The sequence below is a fragment of the Kitasatospora sp. NPDC001540 genome (assembly GCF_042894345.1).
Taxonomy (GTDB): Bacteria; Actinomycetota; Actinomycetes; order Streptomycetales; family Streptomycetaceae; genus Kitasatospora; species Kitasatospora phosalacinea_C.
Window position 1 is genome coordinate 72,465 of the sequence record NZ_JBIAVO010000028.1, and the last position, 13,622, is coordinate 86,086.

Genomic DNA, 13,622 nt, shown 5'->3' on the forward strand with positions numbered 1-13,622 from the left:
CGGTTCACCGCCCGGGCGGATCCTCCAGCGCGGGCAGCACCTTGTCCAGCGTGACGGGCAGGTCCCGCACCCGCACGCCGCAGGCGTGCCACACGGCGTTGGAGACCGCGGCGGCGGTGCCGACGATGCCGATCTCGCCGATGCCCTTGGTCCCCATCGCGTTGACGTGGGGGTCGTGCTCGTCGAGCCAGTGGGCCTCGACCTCGGCGACGTCCGCGTTGGCCGTGATGTGGTAGTCGGCGAGGTCGTGGTTGACGACGTGGCCGGTCCGGGGGTCGAGGACGCTCTGCTCGTGCAGCGCCATGGACAGTCCCATGGTCATGCCGCCGACGAGCTGCGAGCGTGCCGTGCGCGGGTTGACGATCCGGCCGACGGCGAAGACGCCCAGCAGGCGCGGCACCCGGACCTCCCCCGTGTCCAGGTGGACCCGGGCCTCGGCGAACTGGGCGCCGAAGGCGTGCATCGCCCAGCGGTCGTCCGCCGGCGGGACGGAGCCGGACGCCTCGGCCCGCTCCGGCGGCTCGGCGCCGTACCTGGTGCGGAAGGCGCGGGCGGCCTCGACCACGGCCGAGCCCCAGGTCGACATGCCCGAGGAGCCGCCCGCCACCGTCGCCATCGGGTAGGCGGTGTCGCCGATCCGCACCTCGACCCGCTCGACCGGGACGCCGAGCGCGTCCGCGGCGATCTGCGCCAGCGTGGTCCAGGTGCCGGTGCCGAGGTCGGCCGCGCCGATCTCGGCGACGTACCGCTCCCCCTCCCGCCGGATCACCGCCGTCGACTTCGACATCCGGTGCACCGGGTAGGTGGAGGCGGCGACGCCGGTGCCGACCAGCCAGTCGCCGTCGCGGCGCACGCCGGGCCGCGGGTCGCGCCCGTTCCAGCCGAAGCGCGCCGCGCCCTCGCGCAGGCAGCCGACGAGGTTGCGGCTGGAGAAGGGCTTGCCGGTCTCCGGGTCGGTGGCGGGCTCGTTGCGGATCCGCAGCTCGACCGGGTCGATGCCGAGCCGCTCGGCCAGTTCGTCCATCGCCACCTCGGGCCCGAACATGCCGGGGCACTCCCCGGGGGCGCGCATCCAGGACGGCACGGGCACGTCCAGGGCGGCGAGGCGGTGGGTGGTACGCCGGTTCGCGACGGCGTACATCATCCGGGCGGGCACGCCGGTCTGCTCGGCGAACTCCTTGATCCGCGAGGTCTGTTCGACGACGTCCACGGCGAGGGCGGTCAGCGTGCCGTCGGGTTCGGCGGCGAGGAGGCAGCGCTGGATCGTGGGGGTGCGGTAGCCCGCGAGGGAGAACATCTGCTGCCGGGTCAGCGCCAGGCGCACCGGCCGTCCGGGGACGGCGCGCGCGGCCATCGCGGCGAGCACCACGTTGACGTGCGGGGTGCCCTTCGACCCGAAGCCGCCGCCGACGTACGGGCAGACCACCCGGACCTTCGCCTCGTCGAGGCCGAACACCGACGCCACGGCGGTCCGGGCGGGGTGGACGCCCTGGGTGGAGTCCCACAGGGTGAGGCGGCCGTCGCCGGGCTCCCAGCGGGCGGTGGTGGCGTGCGGCTCCAGCGGGTTGTTGTGGTACGTCGCGGTGGTGTACGTCTGCTCGACCACCGCCGCCGCGGTGGCGGTGGCGGCCGCGACGTCGCCCTCGACGGTGTCGGTGGGGAAGTCCGGGTTCACCCGCTCGGGCGCGTACAGGTCGTCGCGGTCGGCCCGCAGCTCGCTGTCGTGCGTCGCCGGCGCGTAGGAGACCCGGACGAGGGCGGCGGCGTGCCGGGCCGTCTCGGAGCTGTCGGCGACGACCAGGGCGACGACCTGGCCGCGGAAGGCGACCTCGTCGTCCTGGAGGGCCGCCAGCTCGCGGTCCTCGGTGGAGGCCAGGCGTTCCGCGGTGGCGGGGGTGAGCACCGCGAGCACGCCGTCGAGCGCCTCGGCGGCGGCGGTGTCCAGCGCCGTGACCCGCCCCCGGGCGACGGTGGCCTGGACGGGGTGCGCGTAGGCAGGATCCTCCACCGGCGTCTCGTAGGCGTAGACGGCGGTGCCGCGCACCTTGGCGGCGCCGTCCCGGCGGGGCAGGTCCAGGCCGATGGCGGCGGGGCGGTCGATGAACGTCATCGGGCGTCCTCCCGGACGAGTCCGCGCAGGGTGGCGGCGAGGGTGCGGCGCAACAGCGGGATCTTGAAGGCGTTGCCGCCGTCGAGCCCGTCGGCCGGGCGGGCGTCGGCGAGTTCGGCGTCCGCGGCGGCGCGGTAGGTCTCCTCGGTGGCCGGGGCGCCGCGCAGCACCCGCTCGGCCCGGTGCGCGCGCCACGGCACGTGGGCCACGCCGCCGAACGCGACCCGCGCGTCGGTGATCACCCCGTCCAGCACCTCCACCGCTGCGGCGACGCTGACCAGGGCGAACGCGTACGAGGCCCGGTCGCGCACCTTGCGGTAGGCCGAGCGGCGGGCGAGCGGCAGGGGCGGCAGGTCGATCGCGGTGATCAGGTCCCCGTGTTCGAGCACCGTGTCCCGCTCGGGGGTGTCGGCGGGCAGCCGGTGCAGGCCGGTGAAGGGGATCGTGCGCTCGCCGTCCGGCCCCAGCACCCGCACCTGGGCGTCGAGGGCGGCCAGCGCCACGGCCATGTCGGAGGGGTGGACCGCGAGGCAGTGCTCGGAGGCGCCGAGGACGGCGTGGTACCGGGTCCAGCCGCCGACGGCGGAACAACCCGAGCCGGGCTGCCGCTTGTTGCACGGGGTCGTGACGTCCTGGAAGTAGACGCAGCGGGTGCGCTGCAGCGGGTTGCCGCCGGTGGTGGCCATGTTGCGCAACTGGCCGGACGCGCCCGACAGCAGGGCCTGGGAGAGCACGGGGAAGCGCTCGCGCACCCGCCGGTCGGCGGCGAGGTCGCTGTTGCGGACGCCCGCGCCGATCCGGAGGGCTCCCCCGTCGAGCTCCTCGATCCCGGCGGGCAGCAGGTCGGCGACGTGGACGACCAGCTCGGGGGCGAGGACGCCGAGCTTGAGGTGGTCGACCAGGTTCGTACCGCCGCCGAGGAACACCGCGGCCGGGTTCCCGGCGACGCTGCGGACGGCCGCCGCCGCGTCGGCCGGGCTCCGGTAGTCGAACGGTTTCACCCGGCCACCCCCGCACCCGGCGCCGCCGCACCCGCATCCGTACCCGCCCCCGACGCCGTGCCGGACTCCGCCGCGGCCCGCTGGACGGCGGGCACGATGTTGACGTAGGCCGCGCAGCGGCACAGGTTGCCGCTCATCCGCTCGGCCACCTCGGCCCGGTCCAGCCGCGGCGGCCGGGCGCCCTCGGTGACGGCGCTGGGCCAGCCCCGCGCGAACTCGTCGAGCATCCCGACCGCGGAGACGACCTGCCCCGGGGTGCAGTAGCCGCACTGGAACGCGTCGCAGTCGATGAACGCCCGCTGCACCGGGTGCAGCCCGTCGTCACCGGAGTCCCGCTCGCCGTCGGGCCGGTCGCCGCCGCACGGGCCGTGGGCGGCGAGCCCTTCGGCGGTGACGACCCGGGCGCCGTCCTGCGTGACCGCCAGGGTGAGGCAGCTCAGCACCCGCCGTCCGCCGGAGAGCACCGTGCAGGCGCCGCACTGCCCGTGGTCGCAGCCCTTCTTCGGGCTCGTCACCCCCAGCCGTTCACGCAGGGCGTCGAGCAGGGTCGTACGGGTGTCGACGGTCAGCCGACGCGGGGTTCCGTCGACGTGGACGGTGATGTCGCTCTTCACCGCACGAGGGTTCCCGAAGCCCGTCCCGCCCACACGGGACCCACCGGTACTCACCCGGGCGGGCGCCCCGCGAGGATCTTGACTCGACATGGAGGGGCGCCTACGTTACTCGCGAGTCAATTCGGCCGGGCCGCGCCGACGCGGGCGGCCTCCCGACCGCCGCCGATTGGACGCCTCGCCCATGGACTCCCTCCTGCTGTCCCGCCGCGACCTGGACTTCCTGCTCCACGACTGGCTGGACGTCACCGCCCTGACCGCGCGCGAGCGCTACGCCGAGCACGACCGGGACACCATCGACGCGGTGCTCGACCTGAGCGCGGAGATCGCCGCCCGGCACTTCGCCCCGCACAACAAGAAGAACGACACCCAGGAACCGACCTTCGACGGCGAGCGCGTGCACGTCATCCCGGAGGTCGGGCGGGCGCTGCGGGTCTTCGCCGACTCGGGGCTGGCCGGGGCGGCGATGGACCACGCGGTGGGCGGGCAGCAGCTGCCGCAGGTGGTGGCCCACGCCTGCATGGCCTGGTTCCAGGCCGCGAACGTGGGAACCGCCGCGTACCCCTTCCTCACCGTCGCCAACGCCAACCTGCTGCTCGCGCACGGCAGCCAGGAGCAGGTCGACACCTACGTGCGGCCCATGGTGGCGGGCCGCTTCTTCGGCACCATGTGCCTCTCCGAGCCGCAGGCGGGCTCCTCGCTGGCCGACGTCACCACCCGCGCGGTGCCGCAGCCGGACGGCACCTACCGGGTCACCGGCACCAAGATGTGGATCTCCGGCGGCGACCACGACCTGAGCGAGAACATCGTCCACCTGGTGCTCGCCAGGATCCCCGGCGGACCGGCGGGTGTGAAGGGCCTCTCGCTCTTCGTCGTCCCCAAGTACCTGGTGGCGCCGGACGGTTCGCTCGGGGAGCGCAACGACGTCGTGCTGGCGGGCCTCAACCACAAGATGGGCTACCGGGGCACCACCAACACCATGCTCAACTTCGGCGAGGGACGGCACACTCCCGGCGGCGCACCGGGCGCGGTCGGCTTCCTGGTCGGCCAGCCGCACCACGGGCTCGCGTACATGTTCCACATGATGAACGAGGCCCGGATCGGCGTCGGCCTGGGCGCCGCCGCGCTCGGCTACACCGGCTACCTGCACGCCCTCGACTACGCCCGCACCCGCCCCCAGGGCCGCCCGCCCACCGGCAAGGACGCCACCGCCCCGCAGGTGCCGATCATCGAGCACGCCGACGTCAGGCGGATGCTGCTGGCCCAGAAGAGCTACGTCGAGGGTGGCCTCGCGCTGAGCCTGTACTGCAGCCGCCTGCTGGACGAGGAGCGCACCGCCGAGGGCGAGGCCGAACGCGCCCGGGCCCGGCTGCTGCTGGACGTGCTGACCCCGATCGCCAAGAGCTGGCCCTCGCAGTGGTGCCTGGCCGCCAACGACCTCGCCATCCAGGTCCACGGCGGCTACGGCTACACCCGCGAGTACGACGTGGAGCAGTTCTACCGCGACAACCGGCTCAACCCCATCCACGAGGGCACCCACGGCATCCAGGCCCTCGACCTGCTCGGCCGCAAGGTCGTCATGGGCGGCGGCGCGGGCCTGCGGCTGCTGCTGGAGACCATCGACGCCACCGTCCGCCGCGCCACCGCCCTCGACGGCGAAGTCGGCGCGCTGGCCGCCGAGTTGGCCGCGGCCGCCGCCCGCGTCGGGCGGACCACCGCCGCGCTGTGGGCGGGCGGCGACCCGGACACCGCGCTGGCCAACGCCTCCGTCTACCTGGAGGCCGTCGGGCACGTGGTGCTGGCCTGGATCTGGCTGGAGCAGCTCCTCGCCCTCCCCGACGGCCAGGACGGGGACGCCTTCCACCAGGGCAAGCGGCAGGCCGCCCGCTACTTCTTCCGCGTCGAACTCCCCCGCACCGGACCGCAGTTCGACCTGCTGGACGCCCTGGACCGGACGGCCGCCGACACCCGCCCCGACTGGTTCTGACCGCAGCCCTCGGCCGTACCCGGTGGCTCCCCGGAGGTGACGTCCTCCTACTCCACGGTGTAGGTCAAGGAGTAGCGGGCGCCCCCGGGGCCCGAGAAGAAGGCCGTCCGGGTGCCGCGTCCGGCTTCCTCGGAGCCGATGACGCAGGAGCCGATCTCGTCGTCGGTCCCGAGCTCCTCGTCGTGGAGCCCGACGGTGACCGAACCGGCGAACTCCCGCCGGAAGCCGACGACGCGCGCGTCACCGTCGTTCACCCCGGAGGCGCTCCACACCCTCTCGCCGTTGAACGTGAGGTACGGTTCGTCGCCGCCGAGGTCGTCGGGGACCTCGCAGGAGAGCGTGTCGAGGTGGAGCGTGGCCGGGTCGCGCGGGCCGGGGTCCTCCGGGTCCTCCACCGCGGCGGCGAGGAGGTCGAGCAGCAGCTCGCTGACCCGGTCCGCGGGGCGCAGCGTGACACCGACCGTGACGGACAGGTGTGGCGCCGTCTTGGCCGCGGGTGGGGGGACCGGTTGGTCGGAGCCGGTCACGGGGGCCGCCTTCCCCGGAGGGGCGGGGAGCGTGTCGGCCTGTTGGCCGGGGTCCGGCGCGGCGTCCGTCGGCGGCGCCAGGGCGAAGAGGGTCTGGTCCTTGAAACCGGGCCGGGTCCTGCCCAGCGTCAGCAGGTTCGGACTCTGCAGGGGCGGCAGCTGGGTGCGGGCGGTGGAGATCACTTCCTGGTAACTGGCCGCGAAGCGTCTCCCGTCCCACTGTTCGAGCAGGGTCGCGGTGAACAGCCCGTGCCCGAACTGCTCGGCGGCGGTCTGGTTGTCCATGCACGCGGCGAGCAGCAGGACGCTCGCGTCGACGGCGGACTCCTCCGCCCTCGGGACGCCCCGGCGGATCGCCCGGTACCGCGCGCCCTGCTCGGCCTGGACGCGCCGCTGGACGTCCGAGGGGATCTGCCGGACCTTCGGGGTCTCGGTCTCGGCAACGGCCCGCGAAGCTCCCGCCCGTGAGCGGTCCCTCCCGCGTGCGCGTGGGGCGACCTCGGCGAAGGCGGCGGCGATGCCGCGCTGGCTCATCAGCGCGTCGGCGCTGTCGCGGATGACCGTGCCGCTGTGGCAGCTGTCGGAGACGACGACGACCCGGACGCCTGCCGGGAACCCGGACAGCGCCACCCGCAGCTCGTCGTCGAGCAGTTGGCGGTCGTACAGGACCCACGTCTCGTCGCGGTGGTCCGGTTCGTCGCCGTCGAGGTCCGCGAGCTGCCCGCCGTGTCCGGCGTAGGTCAGGACGAAGATGTCGCCGTCGCGCAGGGTGGTGGCGGCTCTGCTGATCTCGCCCAGGACGGCCTTGGTGGTGGCCTGCCGGGTGAGTAGCGTCCTCGTGTCGTACCGGAGCTTCCGGGTGATCCGTTCCAGGGCGAGGGCGTCGGGCTCACCGGCGTCCAGTGCGCCGTCCCAGCCTTCGTAGGCGTCGGGATCGACGCCGTTGAGCCCGATGTGGAGGGCGATGCCGGTCACAGGTCGACTCCTTCTCGGCGGGTTCTGACGGGGCGCGGCCGGGTCCGTCAGCCCAGCACGGTGTCGATGTCCAGCGCGCCGGGGTCCCAGTGCGTCTCACCGGGCACGTGCTGGTGACCGCACCAGCCGGAGAACCGCCGCCACTCGTCGACCGACATGCGGTTCCCGGGCTGCGAGCTCACCCCGGCCGCGTCGAGGAACGTGCGCCCCGACGTCCGGGGGATCGGGACGAGGGACTCGATCTCACGGATGACGTCCCTGATGAAGGCCAGCTGTTCGGGTGCCCAGGTGGGGGTCTGGGCGGCGAATCCCACGATCTCGATCTGCACGCAGCGGGCCGCGTTCTCCGCCGTCGCGTGGTCGGACAGCGCTCGGGCACCGGCGTTGAGGGAGTAGTGCTGGACCACGCGCAGCGTGTTCGGTTCGATGGTGAGCGTGGGCCAGAAGTTGGTGTCCCGGAAGGTCTGCAGTGCCCCCGCGATGGTCGGACCCTCCGTGGTGTGCAGCACGCCGCGCCACGGGAGCGGCAGGTACTTCGGCCCGTTCTTCGTCGCCGGCATGCGCTCGGCGTTCGGCAGCCAGAGGTCCCGTCCGTCGAACAGGTCGAGGGCGGCGCGGACCGACGACCCGAAGCCCGCCGGAGCGAGCCCGGGCCACTGGTCGCCGATCGGCAGCGGGTACCCGGGGTCGGCGCGGTCGGCGGCGATGTCGTACCGGAGGTACTGCGCCCCCTTGAAGAAGTACGCCTTCCCGTTGCCCCAGTTGACCACCGCGTCCAGGCCCGCGTCGAAACCGGCCTCCCGCAACCCGGGCCACTGGTCACCGATCGACAACGGGTACCCGGGATCGGCGCGGTCGGCGGCGATGTCGTACCGGAGGTACTGCGCCCCCTTGAAGAAGTACGCCTTCCCGTTGCCCCAGTTGGCCACCGCGTCCAGGCCCGCGTCGAAACCGGCCTCCCGCAACCCGGGCCACTGGTCACCGATCGACAGCGGGTACCCGGGGTCGACGCGGTCGGCGGCGATGTCGTACCGGACGTAGTCGGAACCCCGGAAGAAGAAGGCCTTGCCCGCCTCGAAGTTGACCGCCGCGTCGGGCCGGTCGAAGCCGGCCTCCGCGAGCCCCGGCCAGTTCCCCGCGACCTCGCGCGCGTCCCCGGCGGCGTCGTCGCCCCGGTCGTAGCGCACGTACCGGCCGTCACGGAAGAAGTACACTCCTGTGCCCATCAGTTCACTCCGCCGTTCTGCTTCAGATGGTGACGGGATTCGATCTCGGCCGAGATCTTCTTGGCCAGTTCCTCCGGGCTCGGGCCGAGTTCGCACATCAGCCACTCTCCGGTCGCCATTTTCAGGCTGGGGCGCGGGACGTCGGACAGCAGGATCCGGTGCCCGTCCCGTTCGAGCGTGTCGACGTTCCTGCGCACGGCGGCCTTCTCCCACATCACGGGATTCATGCTGGGCACGAAGACCACGGGTCTGCCGTGCGCCAGGATGATCGACGAGAGGAGGTCGTCCGCGATGCCGTGGGCCGCTTTGCCGAGGATGTTCGCGGTGGCGGGCACCACGACCAGGAGGTCCGCCCAGAGGGCGAGCTCCATGTGGGGGACGGCCAGGCCGTGGTGGTCCTCGTCGGTGTAGACGGGGTTGCCGCTGACCGCCCGGATCGACCTGGTCGAGGCGAGTTCGGCGGCCGAGCGGGTGAGGACGGCCGTCGTGCGGACCGTCACCTGCCGCAGCGAGATGAGGTACTCGTGCAGGCTGACCGCGTTCGCCGCCCCGCAGGCGCCGACCAGCAGGCGGGGGGCCTCGGAACCTACCGACTCTGACACCGCTCGGCCTCCTGCGACAGTTCCCGGGCGAGCAGCCGGATCGTGCGGGGCAGGTCCGCCCTCATGGGCACGCAGGCGCGGCTCTCGGTGTTCATCCGGTGCAGCGGGCACGCCATGCCCTGGCAGGTCGGGTTCAGCGTGCAGGACCGGCAGTGCGGGTCGCTCGCGCCGGCGTGCTCGGTCCAGAGGCCGAACCTGGCCTCGTCGATCTGCAGCGAACCGTCGGGCCGGATGACACCGACGTGGTTGCGGGGGTCGTCGAAGGCGACGGTGCACTTGTAGAGGGTTCCGTCGGCACCGATGATGAGGTTCCTCGGGTCGGACGCGTAGCAGGTCGACGACAGCGGCCCCAGCTGGTCGCGGGTCAACGTCCGGAACCCGAGGTCGACGGCCTTCTCCAGGAGCTGGTACTCGAGCACGCGCGTCGCGTTGGCGTCGCACAGGGGGAGGTCGTTGATCTCGTCGCTCGTGTCGCCGCCCAGGTTGGCGATGGGGAAGAAGTGGACGAGGAACCGGGGGTCGTCCGTGAAGTCGTCGCGCAGACGGCTCAGGAAGTCGTCCATGGCGCCGCCGACCTCGTGGTCGAAGTTCACCCGGATCAACACGTTGAAGGAGCCCTCCACCCCTTTCAGGGACAGGAGGTTGCGGTAGATGCGCTCGTAGGTTCCCCCGCCGCCCAGGAGGTGGCGCCGCCGGTCGTGCTGTTCGCACGGCCCGTCCAGGGTGATCTGGAACTGTCGCACCCCGCATTCCCGGACCAGGTGCCGCGCCTTGTCCTCGTCCAGCAGGTAGCCGTTGGTGGTGATCCCCGACTGGTAGTCGACACCGGCCTGCCGGCACACTTCGACGAAGAACGCGGACAGTTCACTGATGACGTCGTAACCCAGCAGCGGCTCGCCGCCGAACCAGGACGTCTGCAACGACCGCAGGCCTCCCGACCGCTTCAGCACGAACTGCTTGGCCGCCTCCACCACCCAGGGCTCCATCTTGTTGCGGGCGAAGGCCTCGTAGCAGTAGGTGCAGCGGAAGTTGCAGTTCTCGTGGGGCAGCAGGAACAGCTCCATCCGGTCCTGGCGCGCGTGGTGGTCCCGGAGCAGCCCGCGCGAGGCCTCCCCCTCGTCCAGTTCGGAGTCCACGAGGACCCCGAGCCCGTGGAGGTAGCGCTGGAACGGCGAGAGGTCGCCGGAGGGACAGCTCCAGTCGGGGTCGTCCAGCAGGAACTGGACGGCGCTGCCCGGAACTTTCAGGAACGCCGCGCTCAGCGTGTTGTAGATCAGGTGGGTCCCGTCACCGTCCTCGACGATGACGGTGTATCGGGATCGGCGCACGCCGGAATCGGGTCCATCCACCATCTCGGTGCCTTTCTCGTGTGTTTCTGCGCTGGGGCTGCGCGAACGGGCCGGGCGTGCGCCGTGCGGTCAGCAGATCCCGTTGACCGGGCAGCTCTTGCAGTTGCCGTTCAACGCCCCCAGGGCGGCGGCGTCGCCTCCGGGGTCCTCTGTCGTCATCTCTTCGTCCTCGAAGTCGCGGACGTGCGGCCCGGAGCGCTGTGCGGCGCCCTCGGTGAAGGCCTGCGCCTTCTCCATGAGGGTGTCGATGTTCTCGGGGCTGATCACGATGAGCTGGACGGTGCCGGTTCCGGGGGACTTGCGAGCCTGGACGTCGGCGGTTGCCGCCTTGCCCGGCTCCGGGGCCGACCTCTTCCGGTACTCAGGGTTGTCTCGGGGCACAGGATTCCCCTCTCTTCCTACGCATACGAATGACCCTCGCGGGACATTCCTGCTGCGCCGGCCTCGCGGCCGACGGTCCGACGGTAGGTGCGCCCGGGGCGCCCCGCAAACGGAGCGGAGCGGTGCCGCCACCCTCCGCGACGGCCCGGGCGACCCGCGCCGCCGGGCGACCGGACGCGCGGCGCGGCGATCACAACTCCTCCAAATCCCGGGATGGTTTAGACCATTGACCACGCGGTCCGCGCTTCCCTAGCATCTGAGCCGTCACGGCAGCCCCACGAGAGCGCCCTGACCTCACAGATCATGCTGTCCGGCGCGTTCCGTCTCCTGCCCGCCCCGCGCGGTCCGACGGTTCCCCCGGCCTGCCGCGCGGCGGCGACGCGCACCGAACCACCGGACCGGAGTCGACTTGACGATCACAGCTGACGGCACCGCCGGTGTCCCCCACGACGCGGCGGACCGGCTGTCCGTGGGACAGGAACGGCTGTGGTTCCTCGACCAGTTGGAGCCCGGCACGGCCGCCTACAACATCCCGCTGGTCCTCCGGCTGACCGGACGGCTCGACGTCGCCGCCCTCTCCGGGGCGCTGGACGCGGTGGCCGCCCGGCACGAGGCGCTCCGCAGCCGGTTCCCGGCGGTGGACGGCCGGCCGCGGGTCGTCGTCGACGAGCCCGCGCCGGTGCGGTTGGGCGCGGTCGACCTGCGGGCCCGCGGTGCGGACGAACGGGCGGCGGCCCTCGCGGCGCTCACCAACCGCGGCTTCGACCTGGCCGCCGGGCCGCTGCTGCGGGCCGACCTGCTGCGGACGGGCGAGCAGGAGCACCTGCTCTGCCTCGTGCTGCACCACATCGTCGCCGACGGCTGGTCGCTCGGCCTGCTGCGCTCCGAACTCGCCCACCACTACGCGGCCGAACGGGGCGAGGCCCGGCCCGACCTCCCGGCCCCGGCGTCGTACCGGGCGCTCGCGGCCGCCGAACGCGCCTGGCTCGCCGGGCCCGAGGCGGCCCGGGCCAGGGAGTTCTGGCGCGACCGGCTGGCCGGGGCGCCCGCCCTGGAACTCCCGCTGGACGCGCCCCGGACCGAAGGCACCGGGAGCGTCGGGGCCGGGAGCGTCGGCGACTACCGCACGCAGGTGCTCCACGGCCTCGGCCCGGAGCTCGCGGCCTTCGCCCGCGCCCACCGCGTCACCCCGTTCATGGTGCTGGCCACCGCGTACCTGAGCCTGCTGCACCGGATCACCGGCCAGGACGACTTCTGCGTCGGGGTGCCGACCGCCGCGCGCGACACCGTCGGCAGCGAGGACGCCATCGGCTACTTCTCGTCCGCCCTGGTGCTCCGCGCCGACTTCTCGACGGCGCCGACCTTCGGCGAGGCCCTGCGCCGCACCCGCTCCGAGTGGACGGGCGCCCTGACCCACCGGCGGGTCCCCTTCGAGCAGTTGGCCGAGGACCTCCGGCCGGCCCGGGACACCGGGCGCGCCCCCGTCTTCCAGACCCTGCTCACCGTGCACACCCAGGACGGCGGCGCGCTCGGCGCCCAGCCCTTCGCCGACCTCACCTGCACCGAGGTCGACGGCGGGCACCGGGCCGTCACGTCCGAACTCGGCCTGGACGTCCGCGCCCACGGGGACGACCTGCACGCCGTCCTGGGCTACCGCCGCGACCTGCTGAGCGGCGACACGGCCGCCGCGACCGTCCGCCGGTTCGAGACCCTGCTGCGCGGCGCGCTGGCCCACCCCGACACGCCCGTGCACCGCCTGCCCCTGCTGGACGCCGACGACCTCGCCCGGCTCGCCGAGGCGGGCCGCGGCCCGGAGCTGCCCCCGGCCTCCTGCGTGCTCCCCGCCATCGACCGGGCGGCGGCGGCCCGCCCCGACGCCACCGCGGTCGTCGGCCCGGACGGGGCGCTCACCCGCGGCGCGCTGGCCGGGGCGTCCCGGGCGCTGGCGGCCCGGCTCGCGGCGCACGGCGTCGGCCGCGGGGACCTCGTGGCGCTCTGCCTGCCGCGCGGCCCGCAGGCCGTGGTCGCCATGCTGGCCGCCTGGCGCCTCGGCGCCGGCTACCTGCCGCTCGACCCCGCCTACCCGGCCGCCCGGCTGGCCTTCGCGCTGGCCGACAGCGGGGCCGTCCTGCTGCTCATGGCGGACGGCCGCGCACCGGAGGGGGTGGAGGTGCGGGTGCCGGTGCTGTCCGCCGCCTGGGACGGCCCCGCCGGCACCTCCGAACCACTGCCCGGGCCGCGGCCCGACGACCCGGCGTACCTGATCTACACCTCCGGGTCGACCGGCCGGCCGAAGGGCGTGCTCGTGCCGCACCGGGCGCTGGCCGCCCGGGTCGCCTGGATGGTCGACGGCTACGGGATCGGCGAGGACGACCGCGTCCTGCAGTACGCCACGCTGGCCTTCGACACCAGCGCCGAGGAGCTCTTCCCGGCGCTCGCCGCCGGGGCGGTGCTGGTGACGGCCCGGCCCGGCGCCGCGCTCCCGGACCAGCTGGCCGAGCCGTACGCCGCCGGCGTCACGGTGCTGGACCTGCCGACCCCCTACTGGCACCACCTGGTCGCCGACCTGGACGAGACGCCGTGGCCGGAGCGGCTGCGGCTGCTGGTCCTGGGCGCCGACCAGGTCCGCCCCGACGCGGTCGCCGCCTGGCGCGCCCGGTTCGGGGACCGGGTGCGGGTGGTCAACTCCTACGGCCCCACCGAGACGACGGTCATCGCGACCACCTGGGAGCTCGGCGCGTCCGACGGGCGGGCGCGCCCGCCGCGCGGCCGGCCGCGCGGCGCGCCCCCCCCGGCCGGCCGGGGCCCGGACGGCCCCCCCGGGCCGCCCCGCCCCCCCGCCGCGCGGGGGCT

General features: G+C 73.9%; 10 protein-coding genes (1 of these 10 only partly in view). 2 read left to right on the plus strand and 8 right to left on the minus strand.

Annotation, left to right across the window (positions count from 1 at the left end; all coding sequences use genetic code 11):
• Positions 1-4: 4 nt before the first annotated feature.
• The 3 genes from ACFY00_RS27775 to ACFY00_RS27785 are packed head-to-tail and all read right to left on the minus strand — an operon-like array spanning position 5 to position 3,725.
• On the minus strand, positions 5-2,110 hold the full coding sequence (locus ACFY00_RS27775) for a xanthine dehydrogenase family protein molybdopterin-binding subunit (protein WP_388034266.1): 2,106 nt from the start codon (positions 2,108-2,110) through the stop codon (positions 5-7).
• Positions 2,107-3,111, minus strand: a complete 1,005-nt coding sequence (locus ACFY00_RS27780; RefSeq protein ID WP_388034267.1) for an FAD binding domain-containing protein — start codon at positions 3,109-3,111, stop codon at positions 2,107-2,109. The genes ACFY00_RS27775 and ACFY00_RS27780 overlap by 4 nt, the downstream gene beginning before the upstream one ends.
• Positions 3,108-3,725, minus strand: a complete 618-nt coding sequence (locus ACFY00_RS27785) for a (2Fe-2S)-binding protein (RefSeq protein ID WP_388034268.1) — start codon at positions 3,723-3,725, stop codon at positions 3,108-3,110. Before ACFY00_RS27785 ends, ACFY00_RS27780 begins: the two co-directional genes overlap by 4 nt.
• A 181-nt stretch (positions 3,726-3,906) precedes the next feature.
• On the opposite strand from ACFY00_RS27785, the gene ACFY00_RS27790 reads away from it, so the two are divergent.
• A complete protein-coding gene (locus ACFY00_RS27790; RefSeq protein WP_388034269.1) occupies positions 3,907-5,709 on the plus strand; it encodes an acyl-CoA dehydrogenase in 1,803 nt (600 codons plus the stop codon).
• A gap of 47 nt (positions 5,710-5,756) precedes the next feature.
• On the opposite strand, the gene ACFY00_RS27795 is transcribed toward ACFY00_RS27790, so the two are convergent.
• The 5 genes from ACFY00_RS27795 to ACFY00_RS27815 all read right to left on the minus strand — a co-directional run bounded on the left by ACFY00_RS27795 (position 5,757) and on the right by ACFY00_RS27815 (position 10,655).
• Positions 5,757-7,211: a caspase family protein gene (locus ACFY00_RS27795; protein ID WP_388034270.1), complete on the minus strand. Its 1,455-nt coding sequence runs from the start codon at positions 7,209-7,211 to the stop codon at positions 5,757-5,759.
• A gap of 47 nt (positions 7,212-7,258) precedes the next feature.
• The gene (locus ACFY00_RS27800) at positions 7,259-8,437 is read right to left on the minus strand and encodes a hemopexin repeat-containing protein (protein WP_388034271.1); all 1,179 of its coding nucleotides are present in this window, start codon (positions 8,435-8,437) and stop codon (positions 7,259-7,261) included.
• Positions 8,437-9,039, minus strand: coding sequence for a flavoprotein (locus ACFY00_RS27805; protein ID WP_388034272.1), 603 nt, complete (start codon positions 9,037-9,039; stop codon positions 8,437-8,439). Before ACFY00_RS27805 ends, ACFY00_RS27800 begins: the two co-directional genes overlap by 1 nt.
• Positions 9,024-10,367: a radical SAM protein gene (locus ACFY00_RS27810; RefSeq protein WP_388034273.1), complete on the minus strand. Its 1,344-nt coding sequence runs from the start codon at positions 10,365-10,367 to the stop codon at positions 9,024-9,026. Before ACFY00_RS27810 ends, ACFY00_RS27805 begins: the two co-directional genes overlap by 16 nt.
• A 90-nt stretch (positions 10,368-10,457) precedes the next feature.
• A complete protein-coding gene (locus ACFY00_RS27815; protein ID WP_388034274.1) occupies positions 10,458-10,655 on the minus strand; it encodes a hypothetical protein in 198 nt (65 codons plus the stop codon).
• 523 nt (positions 10,656-11,178) lie between these two features.
• Here ACFY00_RS27815 and ACFY00_RS27820 point away from each other — a divergent pair.
• Positions 11,179-13,622, plus strand: partial view of a condensation domain-containing protein gene (locus tag ACFY00_RS27820; protein WP_388034275.1) — the 5' portion only. Its footprint extends 220 nt past the window's final position; only the first 2,444 of its 2,664 coding nucleotides appear in the window; its start codon is at positions 11,179-11,181; its stop codon lies beyond the right edge, outside the window.